Source organism: Micromonospora sp. NPDC049175 (assembly GCF_043197345.1).
In the GTDB taxonomy this organism is placed as follows: Bacteria; Actinomycetota; Actinomycetes; order Mycobacteriales; family Micromonosporaceae; genus Micromonospora.
In genome coordinates this window covers 461,551-478,380 of sequence record NZ_JBICSY010000004.1, presented here as the reverse complement: position 1 = coordinate 478,380, position 16,830 = coordinate 461,551, and the positions used below count along the sequence as shown (strand labels likewise).

The 16,830-nt window shown below is 69.1% G+C and carries 12 protein-coding genes and 1 pseudogene; 6 read left to right on the top strand and 7 right to left on the bottom strand.

Annotated features, from left to right (window positions below; genetic code table 11):
- Positions 1-58: 58 nt before the first annotated feature.
- Positions 59-1,438 (top strand): serine hydrolase domain-containing protein, encoded by a 1,380-nt coding sequence (locus tag ACGFH8_RS19205; protein WP_393368592.1) that lies wholly within the window; start codon positions 59-61, stop codon positions 1,436-1,438.
- A 92-nt stretch (positions 1,439-1,530) separates the two neighbouring features.
- Complete coding sequence (locus tag ACGFH8_RS19200; RefSeq protein WP_393368591.1) at positions 1,531-2,859, top strand: alpha/beta hydrolase; 1,329 nt, start codon at positions 1,531-1,533, stop codon at positions 2,857-2,859.
- 27 nt (positions 2,860-2,886) lie between these two features.
- Here the strand turns inward: ACGFH8_RS19200 and ACGFH8_RS19195 are convergent, their stop codons facing one another.
- Positions 2,887-4,104: an MFS transporter gene (locus tag ACGFH8_RS19195; protein ID WP_393368588.1), complete on the bottom strand. Its 1,218-nt coding sequence runs from the start codon at positions 4,102-4,104 to the stop codon at positions 2,887-2,889.
- A 50-nt stretch (positions 4,105-4,154) separates the two neighbouring features.
- Between ACGFH8_RS19195 and ACGFH8_RS19190 the strand changes: the two genes are divergently transcribed.
- Positions 4,155-5,249, top strand: coding sequence for an ROK family protein (locus ACGFH8_RS19190; RefSeq protein ID WP_393368585.1), 1,095 nt, complete (start codon positions 4,155-4,157; stop codon positions 5,247-5,249).
- Between the two features lie 299 nt (positions 5,250-5,548).
- Here the strand turns inward: ACGFH8_RS19190 and ACGFH8_RS19185 are convergent, their stop codons facing one another.
- The 4 genes from ACGFH8_RS19185 to ACGFH8_RS19170 form a co-directional block, all read right to left on the bottom strand.
- Complete coding sequence (locus tag ACGFH8_RS19185; protein WP_393368582.1) at positions 5,549-6,034, bottom strand: Imm50 family immunity protein; 486 nt, start codon at positions 6,032-6,034, stop codon at positions 5,549-5,551.
- Positions 6,035-6,186: 152 nt separating this feature from the next.
- The gene (locus ACGFH8_RS19180; RefSeq protein ID WP_393368579.1) at positions 6,187-6,693 is read right to left on the bottom strand and encodes a hypothetical protein; all 507 of its coding nucleotides are present in this window, start codon (positions 6,691-6,693) and stop codon (positions 6,187-6,189) included.
- Entirely contained in the window at positions 6,675-11,135 is a 4,461-nt protein-coding gene (locus ACGFH8_RS19175; protein WP_393369109.1) for a DUF6531 domain-containing protein, read from the bottom strand. Before ACGFH8_RS19175 ends, ACGFH8_RS19180 begins: the two co-directional genes overlap by 19 nt.
- A gap of 344 nt (positions 11,136-11,479) precedes the next feature.
- Positions 11,480-11,863 carry a MerR family transcriptional regulator gene (locus ACGFH8_RS19170; RefSeq protein WP_393368576.1) on the bottom strand — a complete coding sequence of 128 codons (384 nt, stop codon included), beginning with the start codon at positions 11,861-11,863 and terminating at the stop codon, positions 11,480-11,482.
- A 110-nt stretch (positions 11,864-11,973) separates the two neighbouring features.
- Between ACGFH8_RS19170 and ACGFH8_RS19165 the strand changes: the two are divergent.
- The 3 genes and pseudogenes from ACGFH8_RS19165 to ACGFH8_RS19155 form a co-directional block, all read left to right on the top strand.
- A pseudogene (locus ACGFH8_RS19165) lies at positions 11,974-12,108 on the top strand (short-chain dehydrogenase); the annotation flags it as partial.
- A 138-nt stretch (positions 12,109-12,246) separates the two neighbouring features.
- The gene (locus ACGFH8_RS19160) at positions 12,247-12,783 is read left to right on the top strand and encodes a hypothetical protein (protein WP_393368574.1); all 537 of its coding nucleotides are present in this window, start codon (positions 12,247-12,249) and stop codon (positions 12,781-12,783) included.
- A gap of 539 nt (positions 12,784-13,322) precedes the next feature.
- Positions 13,323-14,216 (top strand): DUF1996 domain-containing protein, encoded by an 894-nt coding sequence (locus ACGFH8_RS19155; protein ID WP_393368571.1) that lies wholly within the window; start codon positions 13,323-13,325, stop codon positions 14,214-14,216.
- Between the two features lie 69 nt (positions 14,217-14,285).
- Here the strand turns inward: ACGFH8_RS19155 and ACGFH8_RS19150 are convergent, their stop codons facing one another.
- Both ACGFH8_RS19150 and ACGFH8_RS19145 read right to left on the bottom strand, forming a co-directional pair.
- Positions 14,286-15,263 carry a hypothetical protein gene (locus ACGFH8_RS19150; protein ID WP_393368569.1) on the bottom strand — a complete coding sequence of 326 codons (978 nt, stop codon included), beginning with the start codon at positions 15,261-15,263 and terminating at the stop codon, positions 14,286-14,288.
- 32 nt (positions 15,264-15,295) lie between these two features.
- Positions 15,296-16,825, bottom strand: coding sequence for an OmpL47-type beta-barrel domain-containing protein (locus ACGFH8_RS19145; RefSeq protein ID WP_393368566.1), 1,530 nt, complete (start codon positions 16,823-16,825; stop codon positions 15,296-15,298).
- Between the last annotated feature and the right edge of the window lie 5 nt (positions 16,826-16,830).

The window sequence follows — 16,830 nt, the reverse complement described above, 5'->3', positions numbered from 1 at the left end:
GGCCGAGGTGGGAGGACTCGGTTGGCGGACGTCGATGTCAACTGTCACGATTCCCGGCATGCCCATTGCGCGTCGCACTCTGCTCGGGGGCGGTCTGGCCGCCGTGACCTCCGCCCTTGCCGGCTGCGCCGACGACGGCGCCACGACGCCCGGCCTGGGCGATCCCGGCGACGCGGCGACCGCGACCGACGCCGCCGGAAACCGGGTGGGCTTCGGCTCGGCGGGCAACAGCGCGGCGCCGTCCGGCTCGCCGAGCGCCACCGCGACACCGGGTGGCGTGCCAGCCGGCCAGGCCCGGTACGCGCAGGGCGTGACGGCGCTGCTGCGCAAGCACCTCCCCGCCACCGGGCAGACAGTTGCGCACAAGGGCTTCCCCGGTGCCGTCGCGGTCGTCCTGGTCGATGGGAAGACGACTGTGCACATCGCCGTCGGGGAGGCGCTGCGCTACGGCGCCGGCCCGAAGCTGCTCCCGGCGGGCCAGCGTGTCGCGATGCACCCCGACTCCATCTTCGACCTCGCCTCGGTGACGAAGGTCTACACGGCCATCCTGCTGCTGCAGCAGGTCGACAAGGGCCGCGTCGACCTGGGCGCCCCGGTCCGCGACTACCTGCCGGGCTTCACCGGGACCGGCACGGAACGCGTCACCGTCGAGATGCTGCTCACCCACACCAGCGGCCTGCCCGTCGGTGCCAAGGTCACCGGCCTCGCCGACAACGCGGCCCGCTGGAACGCCGTGCTCACCACCGGGCTGGTCTCCGGCGCCGTGCCCGGGGACACGTTCCGCTATTCCAGCGTCGGGCTCATGGTCGCCGGCAAGATCGTCGAGAAGGTCACCGGCCAGCGGCTCGACCAGGCGCTCAAGAGCAACCTCACCGGCCCAATGGGCCTGCGCGACACCGGTTTCACCCCCAACACGTGGCTGTCGAGCACCGCGAAGACCGGCCGACTCGTCGCCACCGACGCCCGATCGTCGCGCGGCCTGCTCCGTGGCACCGTCCACGACGACGTCGCCAACCACCTCGGCGGCGTCGCCGGTCACGCCGGCGTCTTCGCGACCGCCACCGACCTCGCGGCCATCGGTCAACTGCTCCTCGACGGAGGCACCCACCGGGGCAAGCGGATCCTCGGCGCGGCCACCGTGCGCCGGATGCTCACCGACCACAACGCCGGAAAACCCGCCGTCGACCCGGAGCGGCCCAACCGGACCGCCGCCCACGGCCTCGGCGTCGTCCTCAACCAGAGTTGGTTCATGGGCCGGCTCGCCTCGGCCCGGACCTTCGGTCACACCGGCTTCGCCGGCCCCTCGCTCCTGGTCGATCCCCGCCGCAAGCTCGTCCTCGCCCTGCTCACCAACCGCGCGCACCCCAACTGGAGTTGGTCGAATCCCGATCCGGTACGCGCGGCGGTCGGCGACCTGCTCGCCAAAGAGGTCGCCTGAGCATGTGCGGAAGGTGTGGACCGCCGAACCTCACACTGACACGATACTTGCGCTAGCAGTGCAAATACTTCGTCTCGAACGGTGGAGGATCGATGCACACGTCTCGCCGGAGATTGCTCTGGACGGTGGCCGGGGTCACGCTCGCCGCCAGCCTGTCCGTCACCCCCGTCCCGCGTGCCGCCGAGGCCGCCGCCCCGCCGGCGTACCGTCCGGTGGTCTTCGTGCACGGCAGCGCGGGATCGGCGGCGCAGTTCCAGTCCCAGGCCAAACGTCTGACCAGCAACGGCTATCCGATCGACGTCATCGAGGCCCACGAGTACGACTCGCCGAACATCGCCACGATCCTGCCCCAGGTGTACGCGGGGCTCGACGCGCGGATCACCCGCCTGCTGGCGGCGACCGGCGCGGATCGGGTCGACCTGCTCGCGCACTCGCTGGGCACCTTCGTCATGCAGGGCTACCTCAACAGCTCACCGGCGCGCGCGGCCCGGGTGGCGCACTACGTCAACCTGGACGGCCGCACCGCGACGACCCCACCCGGCGGGGTGCCCACCCTCGCCATCTGGGGTGAGGGCGACCCGGCCCGCGCCATCGTCGGCGCGACGAACGTGCACCTCCCCGACCAGTCACACACCCAGACCGTGTCGTCGCCGGAGTCGTTCGACGAGATCTTCCGATTCCTGCGTGGTCGCCCGCCACACACGACGCGGATCGTGCCGCAGCTCTTCGGCACCGCCCGGGTTTCCGGCCGCGCGGTGCTCTTCCCGAGCAACGTGGGCGTCACCGACGCGACCCTGGAGGTCTACCCGGTCAACCCGTTGACCGGCGGTCGGCTGTCGCAGCGGCCCGCGCATCGGGCGCCCCTGAGCGGCGACGGCGCGTTCGGCCCCGTGCCGGTCCTCGCCACGGCCCGCTACGAGTTCGCGATCGTGCGCGCGGGCGCGCCGACGCACCACTTCTACTTCCAGCCGTTCCGCCGCTCGGACTCGTTCCTGCGCCTCGCGACAAGCGTGCCGGGCGAGGGCCTCAGCGCGCTCGTCGACACCAGCGACCGACACACGGCGCTGACGATCCAGCGCCAGAAGGAGTGGTGGGGCGACCAGGGCGACGCCGGCGACCACCTCTGGATCAACGGCAGGGATGTCCTGAACGCGGCGAACACGCCACGCGCCAAGAGGACGATCGGCATCTTCGCCTTCGACGACGGCAGCGACGGTGTGACCGACCTGTCCGCCCCGCTGCCGGAGTTCTTCAGCCAGACCTTCATCACGGGCATGGACGTGTTCATCCCGGCCGCCCCGGCGCACCTCGGCCTCGTCGGGATCACCGTGGGTCAACGCGGCGGCGGCCACGCCGTGCTCAACGTGCCCAACTGGAGGTCGAGCGCCCATCGGGTGACGGTGAACGTCGACGACTTCTGAACCGCCCGCCGTGGGTCTCCGGCCACCTCAGCTCGCGACGGTGGCCGGGACCCGCTCGCGCGTCCGCCGACCGACGGCGAAGCTGACCAGCCCCAGGACCAACCCGAGGACCGCGAGGACCGCGCCCACCCGGGCGGGCGCGAGATAACCGAGCCCGGCGGCGATGGCGACGCTGCCCAGGGCGGCGCCCAGGCTGTTGGCGATGTTCATGGCCGACTGGTTGACCGCCGCACCCATCAGCTGCGCGCCCGGCGCGACGGTGATCAGGCGGGCCTGCAGGACCGGGCCGAGATAGAGGCTCGTCGCACCGACCAGGAACGCCCCCACGAACAGGCCGACCGGGTTTGCCGCGACGAGACTGAACGCGGTAATGCTCACGATCATCGCGACGAACCCGATGACCATGCTCCGCCGCAGGTCACGGTCCGCGAACCACCCGCCCAGAGCATTGCCGACGGTCATGCCGAGGCCCACCGCGACAAGCGCCCACGGCACCGTCGCGGCGGAGAGCCCGGCGACGTCGGTGGTCACCGGCGCGATGTAGCTGTCCACCGCGAAGAATCCGGCGAAACCGACCGCGCCCGTCGCGGCGACCAGCCAGACCTGCGAGGTGCGCAGCGACCGCAGCTCGGCAGCCGGCGAGCCGTCGGCCGCCGCGGCGACCTCCGGGACGACCGCCAGCACCGCCAGCAGGGTGAGCACGAAGACACCGGCGATGACCAGGTACGCGACCCGCCAGCTGGTCGCCTGCCCGAGCCGCGTGATGAGGGGTACGCCGACCACGTTGCTCACGGTCAGGCCGCTGAGCACGGTGGCGAAGCCCCGGGCCTCGTTACCGGGACCCATCAGCGACGCCGCGAGCAGGCCGGCCGCGCCGAAGTACGCGCCGTGCGGGAGCGCCGCCGCGAACCGCGCCACCAGCACCAGGTCGAAGGTGGGGGCGACCGCGGAGCCGACCGTGCCGACGGCGAAGAGGACGAGCAGCCCGAGCACGAGCCTCTTGCGGGGCAGGCGCGCGCTCAGCGCGGCGATCAGGGGCGCGCCCACGACCACGCCGAGCGCGTACGCGGTGATCATCCAACCCGCTCGGGCGACAGCTCCCGACGACGACTGGGCGTACTCCCGCGAGAGCAGACCGCGTGCGATGTCGGGCAGCAGGCCCATCGCCACGAACTCGGTCAGGCCGATCGCGACGCCACCCAGTGCCAGGGCGACAAGCGCCGCCACCCGTCGACCTCTGCTCATCTCGATCACCGAGAAAATTTAGCAACAGCGTTGCGTAATAGGGTGTCGAGATGACTCGCATCACTGCGGACGTCAGGTTCCTCCGCGGCTACAACGAGGCACTGGTGCTGGGCGTGGGTCGTACCGCTCGGCGGTTCGAGCGGTCGACTGTGGTCCAGGCCACCGGCCTGACCCCACAGGCGGTCTCCAAGGTCATCGCCCGCCTCAGCGCCGCCGGACTGATCCGTCCCACCGCCGCGCGCCGACCGGGCGTCGGCAAGCCCGCGGTCGTCTACGAACTCGTCCCCGACAGCCGGTACGCCATCGGCGCCCACGTCGCCCGGCGCACGCTGCGGCTGGCTCTGGTCGACCTCGCCGGCACCGTCCGCCACTCGGCGGTCAGCCCGTTGCCCGACGACTTCACCCCGGAACAGCTTCTCGACGCCCTGGCGGCCGGCGTCGACACGATGACCGGCAGCGCCGACGTCCGGGGCCGGCTCACCGGCGTGGGCATCGGCATGATCGGCCCACTGGACCACGCCCACGGCCTGGTCCGCGGCGCCCACGGCCTGCGGCACTGGCACGACGTACCGCTGCGGGAGATCGCCGAGAAGCACCTGGGGCTGCCCGTCCACCTCGACAAGGACGTCACCGCGGGGATCACGGCCGAAGCCTGGCGACACGGCGCGACGTTCGGCGACGCGGCACTCATCATGATCGAGTCCGGGATCGGCGGGGGCCTCTGGCTGGGCGGCGCGGCCCACCGTGGCGCGCACACCAACGCGGGAGAGTTCGGCCACACGGTCGTCGACCTGAACGGTCCCCGCTGCGTCTGCGGCCGGCACGGATGCCTGGAGATCGTGCACCACCACGCCACCGAGGCCGGCGACCTGGCCCGTGCCGCCCGCGTCGTGGCCGTGGGCGTCGTCAACCTGCTCCAGACCCTCGACCTCGCCCACGTGGTGCTGGCGGGCGCGGATCTCCTCCGGCACCCGGAGACCTACCTCGCGGCCGTCAGCGAGGCCGTCGAGGCGGACGCGCGACGCGTGGACTGGCTCCGTACCCGGGTAACCGTGTCCAGCCTCGGCGCGGACGCCATCGCCGCGGGGGCCGCCATGCAGATCCTCGACAAGCACTACGGCATCCCAGAGCTTGCCCCGACCTGAGTGCGCGACGACGCCCCGCACCGCCGCAGGACCCGCTGCCGGTCGCGGACCACGCAGCGATGCACCGTGACGGCCGCCAGGGGCGTGTGCTGGCCGGGGAAGCGCGGTGGGAAGTAGACGTTAGTGACAGTCCTGTTATGGACGAGAGAAATCGAGCTCGTACCTGTCCGAAGCTGACACGTAGAAAATCTCCGATCATTTCATGGTCGCCAGCATCAAGGTGTGGTTCGACCACTATTGGCATGGAGCGCTTCTTCAGCGCCCGATCTTTGACAGGTTGGACTTTTAAAGTTCGGAGATTATTCAAGAGACAGGTCGCCGGCATATGCCGATATCGACGTCACGGCTGCCGCGTCCGACTGCACCTGAATACGAGCCGATCCCCACAGGACTTCCAGCATCAGCGAATCATCCTGCAAGGCCAACTCCATACTGGCCCAACCGCGGTGGTTCCAGCCCGTCAGGGAGAGATCCTTGACACCGATCATCGTCAGGCCGACCTGCACGACATTGAAGCCCTGATCACGCCATTTCCTCGGCGCACTCGTCGGGAATTCCGGCAGATCGAATCTCAGGACGGCCGACGGGCCATCCCGCTGGAGCACAATCTCGTGCAACAGGATCTTCTCCAACGAAGGCGGGCTATTCGCTCCGTAGATGGAGCGCACGCCGCGCGGATCTTCGACTAAATCCAACCAAGTGGGCACTGGCGTTACCTCACAAAAGGATAGTGGCCGTGGTTCCCGGAACGTGTCCCGTTCTCGTATTCTCCGGCGGCCGGACATTGAAGGGCGGCCCCGGAGCAGTACCTACTCGGCCACTGCGGCGTGCCACTGCCGCTCTTTCGCGCCGGCTGAGCGGCCACTGACCCTGATTCTTTGCTCACGGCCGTGCCACACGCCGGTTTCAGACCATTCAAGCACGCGAAATTGAAACACTAGTGCACAAATAGGGGCCGCAACCATACCGAGCGAATGAGACCATCTCGAACCCCGACCGCTACCCCCTGTGCGATCTCTACCACCGACGCCGTCGCGCCGTCATCGAGCGACACCCGAAGAAATCCAGCAGCCTGATCGAATTCGGCTTTCCAGTCGCCGCCCCGAAAGATCGACAAGGAGACTCCCGCCTCTAATTCATCGACTGATACCAAGCGCAGAACTCCGGGCACAACATTCGGCCGAGGAAGGGTCGCTGCAGACCATGAGGTGGCTGGGAAATAACCCCAGGCGAAGAGGAGCTCACCCGTTTCAATCCCCACCTCCAATTGAAGAGTGTCAGCGACCAGGCTAGTTAGACCCTCATCTCCTGAGCGCCGACGAAAATCCTCACCATCAGTCACCTCGTAGGAAAAGCTGTGTTCCTGGGCGCGGAATAGAAGCCGACCAGCAAGTGGGTCTCCGACCTGCATTTCAATCTTTGGAATCATTTTACGAAGTTCCAATGCAAGACTGTGTTTGTGTTCGTGTCAACAACAAGCTCCCACGTCCCCTCCGAGCCGTTCATCGCGCCGGGAGTATCCCACCTGAGGGCACCTGGCGCACCACGTGGATCGAGCCGAGGCGCCGACCCGGCCATTATCTCCCGTAGCAAGAGCCCATCGTTTCGCCCCTGGAACGGTCTCTGTGGAAGTCCATGCCGGGGTGAACTCGCCTTCCCTACGGGCACACCCGCGTGATCCGTGACGGTCTTGGTCATGCCGAGGGTCTCGACATCGATACGACGCGCCATGTCGTCGATGGTGCATGGAGTCAAACCCAGCGGGTCAATCTCGTGCGCCGGGTTCGGCACGTAGGAGTGGACCTCGGCGTTGGCGAACATGCCAAGCGGGTCGGCCGACACATAGCGGGCGGTGTCAGGGTCGTAGTAGCGGTGGTAGTTGTACGAGGCGCCGGTTTCCGGGTCGTGGATCTGTCCGGGGAAGCGGAGTGGGCAGTCGACTCCGGTGGCACTGGTGTGGGTCGGGATGCCCCAGATGGTGGTGCGCTGCTGCCAGGCGATCTCGCCGTCGGGGCTGACCAGTTCGGTGGGTGTGCCGACCAGGTCGGTCACGATCGCGTAGAAGCGGCGGTCGACCTCGTCCTGGTCGCCTGGGCCGTCGGTCTGGCTGATCGGGGTGAACGTGCCGGGGGCGTACTCCCAGGTGCTGGTCCGGTCGCCGTCGTCATGGCGGTGGGTCTGCTCGATCAGGCGTGGGCCGTCCCAGGCGAAGTCGACCTGCTCGACCACACCGCCCTGGGCGTCGAGGCGCTGCTTGGCGACCCGACGGCCCAGGGCGTCGTACCGGTAGCGCCATCGGGTGCCGTCCGGGGTGGTGACGGCGGTCAGTCGGTCCTCGCTGTCCCAGGTGTAGCGCCAGGTCGAGGGCCTGGTCGAGCGTTCCTTGCGCTGCCGCAGCGTGACCCGGCCCGCGGCGTCGTGTTCGTAGCGCACGTTCCCGGCCCGACGGATCAGGGTGCCGCTGTACTCCCGCTCACCGCGAGCGCCACCGTCGCCGTCCGCACCGGGCCAGGCGGCACTGGCCACGTTGCCGGCCTCGTCGTAGGCGTACCGCTCGGTCCACTCGGCGGCCTGCATCGCGGTGATCCGGCCGGCCCGGTCCAACTCCAACCGCCGCTCCCCGGTGACCTGGTCGGCGACACGGGTCAGGTAACCGTCAGCGCGGTACTGGTAGGCCCGGTGGGCGACCAGGTCCGGCACGGCGGCTGGCCCAGCAGGGCTAGCGGTGAGGATCTGGGAGAGCAGCCGGTGGTTGGCATCCCAACTCTGGGTGAGAGCCAGGCCGCCGACGGTCCGCCGGGTCTCCCGGCCGGCCGCGTCGTGGGTGAAGCTGACCGTCGCGCCGCCGGTGTGCAGCGCCACCGGCCGGTGGCCGGCGTCATACTCCCAGGCGCTGTCGACCCCGGAGGGGGTACGTCGGAACGTCCGGCGGCCGAGCGCGTCGTAGGACGAGGTGATGGTTTGCTCGTCGCGGATCTCGGCGAGTACCCGACCGAGTGGGTCGCGGTCGAACCGGAGAGTGGCCTCGGGTGCGGTGGCGTGCAGCAGCCGACCCGTCGGGTCGTACCCGAAGGTGGTGATGCCCTCGGCGGTGCGCTTCTCCACGACGTTGCCCAGCAGGTCACGGACCATCTCGATGGTCTGCCCGGCCCCATTGGTCCGGGCTGTGACCTGGCCGGCACTGTCGTGCGTGTAGGTTTGCGTCCGGCCGTTGAAGTCGGTTTCGGCGACAAGTCGCCCGCCCGGGTCATAGTCGTAGCGCCAGGTCAGCCCGTGCGGGTTCGTGACAGTGGTGAGCCGCATCTCGGTGTCGTAGCCGAAGGTCAGCCGGGCGCCGTCCGGCCCGGTACGCGCCACCGGCAGGTCGAAGGGGCCGATCTCGAATTCGGTGGTCGCCCCGGTCTGGCCGGTGTGAGTGACCAGGTTGCCTTCCGGGTCGTAGGTCCACTCCTCACTCACCCCGTCCGGGCCACGCCGCCACGCCAGCCGCCCCTCGACGGTCCAGCCAAGATGGGTGGTGCCGCCAAGCGGGTCGATCACCTCGACAACCCGTCCGGCGGAGTCCCGCCGGTAGGTCGTCACCGCGCCGGTGGGTTCGACGACTTGGCTGATCAACCCCACCGGATCCGTCGCCACCACCAGAGTGCTGTCCAGGGCGTCGGTCACCCCGCTGAGGTGACCGCTCTCGTCGTAGCGGTAGCGGGTGGTCGCGCCCATCGGATCGGTGACCATGGTCAGGTTGCCGCGCTCGTCGTACTCGCGACGCCAGATCGCGCCGTCGACGTCGGTGACCAGGACCGGCTGATGCAGGTCGTTGTACGCGGCCGTCGCCCGGCTGCCGTCCGCGCGGGTGACCTCGACCAGATTGCCGTCGTCATCGTAGGACCAACGAGTCGTCCGCTCCAGGGCATCGGTCTCGGACAGCTTCCGATCGAACCCGTCCCACGTGAAGGCCGTGGCATGACCCAACGGATCGGTGACCCGGTCGGTCTGGCCACGCTCGGTCAGCTCGTAGACGGTGGTGTGCCCGAGCGAGTCGTCCACGGCGGTTTTCCGCTCGACCGGGTCGTAGTGCAACCGTGCGGACAGGTACCCGCCGGAACCGGTGGCGGCGACGCAGCGTCCCTGCTCGTCGTAGGTGTAGTGGTACTCCTGCCCGTTGCGGTCCTGCCAGCGGGTCAACCGACCGTCGTCGTCATAGCCGAACCGCAGCGGCAGCCCCGATGAGTTGATCACCTCGGCGAGGTGACCGGCCCCGTCGTAGCCGAACCGCACCAGGGTCCGCGCCTCACCAGAAGGTTCCGCGTCGAGCAGGCTCAGCGCCGCGACCTGACCGTGCAGGGTGTCGACAGCGATCCGATACCCACCACTGTGCCGAACCTCGGTGACCACACCGTCGCGCCAGTCCAGGTCGATCCGGTGACCGTTGCGGTCGGTCACGGCTGTCAGGGGTAGCACCCGAACGGGGCCGCCATCGCCCTCCGGCACGGACTCGGGCTGGCCGGGCGCTGCCTGCAAGTCCGCCACCGCCCGAAAGTCCGGTACTGCCTCGACGTCGGGCACCACCTCGAAGTGCAGGGCACGACCAGTCTCGGGCTGCTCAACGCGATAGCCGTCGGCGGTCCGGGTGAGCGGCCAACGGGGACCCGTCGCCGGCAGGACCTGCCCGCCGGTCACGGGCGTCGGGTAGGTGAGGACCATGCCGTCCTCGGCGACGAAGCACACCCCCTGCTCGTCGACCTCGACCCGCTGATCAAGCGTCGACGCCCACGACGGCCCGAACCACCTACCCACCCGATACGACGACACGTGACTACGGTTCAGCACCAGCGGCAGCAGGCCGGGCAGCTCCACGTCAGTCTGGGCAAGCACCACCTCACCGCTGGCCACGTCGATCGGATCACCCGCGCACTTACGCAACCCCAGCGGAATACTCGGACGAGGCATCCTCGGCAACGCCGCACGCGCCTTGGCAAGGCCCTTGGCCAACGTCGGCAACCCACGCTTTGCCAGGGCCAACACCGGTCTACCGAGCATCGCGAGCCGACCGATAGGCACAACCGTCAACACCGTATCGATCAACAAACTCGTCAAACTGCCCTTACCCGTCGCCGCGTAGATCGACGCATCGATCAGCAGAGCCGCCGCACCCGCAGCGATCGCGATCGGACCCATGATCGGCGCGAGAATCGGAATGAACGACAACAACCCCGCGACCAGCGACACGATCTTCAACGCACCCGACAGCTGCGCCAACAACTCCTGATTGTCCCGCACGAAGTTGGTGAACTGACCCTTCAGATCCCACCACTTCGGATTCTCCTTGAACCGCAAACCCTTCGCATCATTCACCGCCCGCACACAGTCACGCACCGCCGTGGCCAACTCACCCCGCAACGCACCCGCCTGGCCCACACACTCGTCCCAGTCCCGCTGCGCCTGCGACAACGCCGAACCCGCAGCCCCCGCATCCGAGCGATACGCATCCGGCGCCGCCGCCGCGGCTTCCTCCGGCGGCCGGTCGGCGACCTCCCGCTCATGACGCTCATCAGCCTGCCTCGCCCGATCAGCCCGCCCCCGCGCCGCCTGCAACGCCGCCCACAAACCCGGAGCACGCTGCGCCAACGGACGCATCCGATCCTGCAACGACGACAACGACCCCGCGAACACCGTCAACCCGGTCGACACCCTGCCGAACGCATCACCCGTGACCCGCAAATGCCCCGGCATCTGGGCATTGAGCCCCTCCCGGAACAGATCACCCTCCGGACCCACGAACTGACTCGTATCCAAACCCGTGATCTGCCCCGCCGCCTGCGACGCCGCCGACCCAAAACCCTGCCACCGCGACGCCGACGACCGAACCGCCGACGGATCACCATCCATCCTGAACAGATGCGCCGGAAACTCAGCCATCGCGCCCGGACCTCCCCCGTGTCCACGCCAACAAGCCGCACTACGCATCGAAGATAGACATGCGACAAACGCGGACGACATCTTCAGTCGCATATCTCGCACAGTCTGCGCAGGCGACATCGGACGGCGGTGGGAAGCCGGCACAATCCGGGTCCACCGGAGGCAGCCGTCCCCCGGGAACCTTCTACCGAGCGGCCTGGGCGGGGCCTCGCGTCAGTCGGCCGTCACCATCGCGGTGCCCCGCATTGGTGCGGACACCGCCTCAGGGCGTGTGTCAAAGCCCCTGGCCGGCCTGAGGACTTCGACACACGCCCCTAAGACACGAGGGCGGGGGCTTCCGTCCGGGTGCAGCCGTTCCCCGGGCTCTCGCTGTGGGCGATGACCGCGTCGAGCCGGTCCCTGGCCTGCCGGAGGTGGGCGATCTGCTGATCGATGCGGTCGCGTTCGGCGCGCAGCAGGGCCCGCGACTCCGGGGTGTTGACCTGCGCGTCGACGCAGGGCAGCAGGTCCAGGATGGTCCGACTGGACAGGTCCGCGGCGTACAGCATCTGGATCAGGTGCACCCGGTCGACCGCGCTGTCGAGGTAGTGGCGCTGACCGCCGCTGCTCCGTTCGGCCGTCAGAAGTCCCTGCTCCTCGTAGTAGCGCAGGGCTCGCACGGACACCCCGGTCTGCGCGGCTAGCTCTCCGATGCGCATGGCCCCTCCCCCGTCGGTGACACCAGTCACACAAACTTGTCTCTCACGTCAGCGTCAGGTTCTAGCGTAGCCCGCGTACGGCTCGTCGTGGAATTTGCCAGCAGGCATCCATCACGAAGATCACCGGTTCGATCGCGCTGGCCACCGGCGCCAATCGTGGCCTCGGCCGGCACTTCACCCGGCAGTTGCTGGAGCGCGGGGCGGCCAAGGTGTACGCCACCGCCCGCCACCCGGAGCGGGTGGAGCGCGTACGTCAAGGCGTCCCTGGCCAACGACCGGAGCGCCTTCTACCGTCCCGCCGGGCAGTCATAGCCACCCCGCCTGTCTACCTTTCGTGACCATGAGGGAATCGGAGCGTGATGCCGCATCGGAATGCTGACGGCATGCGCAGAAGACGAATCCTTGGGACTCTATTGCCGCTGCCACTGCTCAGCCTTCTGACCGCCTGCACTCCGCCGGATGAGCCTCTTGTCGCCCTCGCCGTCCAGGACGGTCAGCCGGTGGGCGTTCTGGTGACCTGCGGCGGCAGCTTTCCGCGGCTCAGCATCTACGAGAACCACCCGGACGACGGGACCCAGCACCCGCTGACCAGGTGGGCCGTCAGCGGCCCATCCACGAACGACATCGTGGAGGTTGCCCTGCTCGGTCAGCCGCCGGATGGCTGGGAGGTCGACGCCGCCACCGACTTTTCCGACTCGGGGTTGGGGACTGTGGTGGACGTCGAGCCGCTCACCGAACTGCGGCCAGAGGTCACCTACAGCGTCGGCGGGCGCAGCGGGCATAACGCCATCTCTGTCGATTTCACCCTCGCGGATCTCCCGCGGATCGGCCCGGACCAGGTGCTGGCGCCGGGGGGGCGCAATTCGACGAAGATCGTGTCGCGGAAGACCTTCCAGCGCAAGGCCCGCGACAGTTGCTGATGAAAGGCGTCACCGTGCGGGGCGCGGGACCGGGGGCCGACGGGCTCGATCCCCACCGTCTCGAACCGGCACTCAACCATGTCGAGTGCGAGCGGAGCCGCCGATTACAGTTTTGGGAGAAGAATCAGGGAGATGAGACCGATCTAACAGGCCTGCGGTTCCGTAAAACTGCTCGGGCAATCGCAGAACGTCATTTAAGCGAGACTTAATCGTCGCACCGGGAAGCGAGCCGGCGGTGCACTCGTATTCTTCGTTCTCGGAAGAAAGGTGCACCCTCGTTGATTAATCTACGATCCACCCCTGGACAACGCCGTTCCGTCACCGCCCTGTTGCTGCTGAGCGTGGCGCTTGCCGGCGGATGCAAGGAGGCCCCGGGCACCCCCGGCGCGTCTGGTCCATCGAGCGACACCGGTATCGGCTCGCCCGGCCCGGAGGCACCGACGTCCGGTGTCCCCGGTGACGCCTCTCCCCCGCCGAGCGCGTCGAGTGCGCCGGGCACCCCGAGCGCGTCGGCGACCCCGTCCGCCTCGGGAAAGCCGGTGACCCCGCCGACCGGCGCCGCCCCACCGACCGTGGCCGGTGGCTGGATCACCATCGACCCGGCCGCGCAGGCATCCGCGACGCGTGCGTTCTTCGCCCGCAAGCCCAAGCCGGTGACCGGCAACCCGGTCAAGGTGCCCGAGTTCAACGTCGGCTGCAAGACCAGCCACCACAACAGCGACGACCCGATCGTGCTGCCGAAGCTGGTCGGCGGCTCGCACAACCACACCTTCTGGGGCAACACGTCGACCGACGCCACCTCGACAGCCGAGTCACTGCGGGCGTCGACGGCAACCACGTGCAACTCGCCGGACGACCAGTCCGCCTACTGGGTGCCCACCATGTATCAGAACGGCAAGGTCGTGGACCCGACGGAGGTGACCGTCTACTACGGATCGCGTCTCAAGGACCCGAGCAAAACCCAACCCTTCCCGTTCGGCCTGCGAATGATCACGGGTAACGCCAAGAACCAGGTCGACACCCCGGACAAGCAGGGCAACCACTTCTGGTGCGCCGGCATCGGCGGCGAAGTCGGCCGCAGCGCCGACAAGACCTTCCCGGTCTGCGCCAAGACCGCGAACATCGTCCGGCAGATCACCTTCCCCGACTGCTGGGACGGCAAGCACCTGGACAGCCCCGACCACAAGGCGCACATGGCCAACGGTGACCACACCGGGGCCTGCCCGAAGAGCCACCCGGTGCCGGTCCCCTCGGTGTCGTTCGTGATCTCGTACCCGCTGAGCGCGAACACGGACGGCATCACCCTCGCGTCCGGCACCTCGTTCTCCATGCACGCGGACTTCTTCAACGCCTGGAAGGACGAGGCGCTCGCCGCGCGGGTGCGCAACTGCCTCGACCAGGGCGTGAAGTGCAACTCGGCCGGCAACTTCTAGCCGGCGAGCACGACGCAACGGCCGGTCACCCCCCACTCGGGGGTGACCGGCCGTTGTCGCACGAATCGACTAGAGCCGGGCGGCGCCGGCCGCGGTGGCCTCCTGGACCGCCGAGGTACGGCGAAGCTCAGCCCGCTCGTCGCCAGCCTCCTCGCGGTCCGGGGCGGCCACCCGGGCCGCCCGGTTGCTGCTCGCCGCCGCCTGCTCACCTGTCACGCCGCCACGGATCCGGTTGTTCGCGGCCACCTGGGCGGCCGGGTCGTTGGACGTCACGGTCAACCCACCGTTGATGATGTTGTCGTCGACGGTGACACCGCCGGTGGTGTTGGTGACGCTGACGTCCGTGCCCCAGTAGCCGCCGGAGGCGCAACTGTCGAGGGTGCCGTTCGGGCCGAGCTGCACACCACCCAGGTTGCCGGCGAAGGTGGCCCGACCGCGGACCGCGCTGCCGCACACCACGCTGCCGGTGGCGCTGTTCAGCACCGACAGCGTGCCGTCGACGAACGAGTCGTGCACGTCGGTGTAGTAGGTGCCGGTGCTGCTGAGGTTGCGCTGCACCTGGGTGCCCCGGTCGAGCCGGACCTCACCGGCGCCGGCGGTGACCGTCCCGGCGATCGTCGACTGCTCCACGAACAGGAAGCTGTCGACGGTCGCGGTGCCCTTCGGCCGCACCGTCACGTTGCCGCTGCTGGCATCCTTGAGGAAGACGCCGTAGCCGCCGGCGGCCAACACCACCTGACCGTCGATCGTCGTCTCGGTGGCGTCGAGGTAGCCGTCCGCGGCGACGCGTACCTCACCGCTGACCCGACCACCGGCGACCACCAGGTTGGCGCCGGCCGCGACGGTGACGTTGCCGGTGATCGTGGTGCCGGTCAGCGCGCAGGACTCGCCGGCCGGCACGAGCAGGTCGTTGGGCACGGTCACGGCACCGCCGGTGCCGATGCAGTGGGTGACCAGGTCGGCGTGTGCGGTGGGCGCCACCCCGAACACCGAGGCGGCGACGACGGCGCTCACGGTGGCCAGCTTGGCGACGGTACGTCCGGGCATCGTTGTACTCCCTGTCGATGAGGTTCGAGGACTCATGCGCCGACGTCCGATCGGGCCGCGGCCCGGACGATGGCGCCCTGCTGCCGCCGGTTGAGCGTGCCGCCGGTCACGAGCGCGGCGGTGACCGCCTCGACGTGCCGGACGAACGCGGCGTGGCCGGGGTAGTCGGCGTGTTCGTCGATCAGATCGTTGACGGTGCAGCCGTCGCCGGTGTCGACGTTCGCCACTCCGGTGTCGTCACCGTCGATGATCACCGTGGCCCGGGTGTCCGACGCGGGGCAGCCGTCGGTGCCGTCGGCCACCACCGTAAACGTGGCCGACTGTTCGGTGGCGGTGTTCCCCGCGGTGTCGGTCGCCCGGTACCGCAGGGTGTGCGCACCGACCGTGCGGACGGCGACCGGGCCGGCGTACGCGGTCCAGCCACCGGTGTCGAGCGCGTACTCGATCGACGCCACACCCGAGCCGTCATCGGTGGCGGTGACGGTGACCGTCGCGCCGCCGACGTACGCGCCGTCGTCGTTCTGGTCGCCCGCCACGGTGGCGGCGACAGTGGGTGGGGTGGTGTCCTCGGCCTGCGGCTCGACGACGGTGAGGTGGAGCATCTGCTCGGTCGACGTGTTTCCGGCGACGTCGGTGGCCCGGTAGTGCAGCATGTGCATGCCCACGGTGGTCACGACGATCGGGTTCGCGTACGCGGTGAAGGCTCCCCCGTCCAGCGCGTACTCGATGGTGGCGACGCCGGAACCGGCATCGGTGGCGGCCAGCGTGACGGTGGCCGTACCGATGTAGTTGCCGTCGCCGTCCTGCTCGCCGGTCGGCGTGGCCGTGACCACCGGCGCGGTGGTGTCCTCCTCGGTCGGTTCGACGATCCGGAACGACACCGAGCCGACCGCGCTGGTGTTGCCGGCCTGGTCGGTGGCGCGGAACTGCACCGAGTGGTCGCCGATCGCGGTCACCCGCACCGGCTGGGTGTACGGCTGGAAGGTGGTGTCGTCGACCTGGTACTCGACGGTGGCCACACCGGAGTCGGCGTCGGTGGCTGTCACGGTCACCGTGGCCGCGCCGAGGTAGTTGCCGTCACCGTCGCGGTCACCCGAGACGGCGGCGTCGACTGTCGGCGCGGTGGTGTCGCCGCCACCTCCGCCGTCGGTGACCACCAGTTCGCCGACCATCTGGCTGTGGCCCGGGATCGAGCAGAAGTAGCGGTACCGGCCCGGGGTCAGATTCACCGTCGCCTGGTGGCGGCCGTCGTTGGCGTCGAACGGGTTGGCCAGGATGTTGAGCGTGACGTCGTGGTTGTAGCCCTCGGTGCTGGTGTCGAAGGTGAGCGTGTGCGGCATCCCGGTGGTGTTGCCGGTGGCCGCGCTGTTCTCCCAGATGATTGTGGTCGCGCCGGCCACCGCCTGGGCGGGGGCGGACTTGTAGCGGGTGGTGTTGTCGTCGGCGGTCCAGGTCAACACCTGGTCCGCGGCGACGCGCGGGGCGGCGCTGGCGGGCTTGGCGGCAATCGGGATCACCGTGAGCAGGAGCGCCGACAGCGCGGCCGTGAGTCGTCGGGTCATCGTTT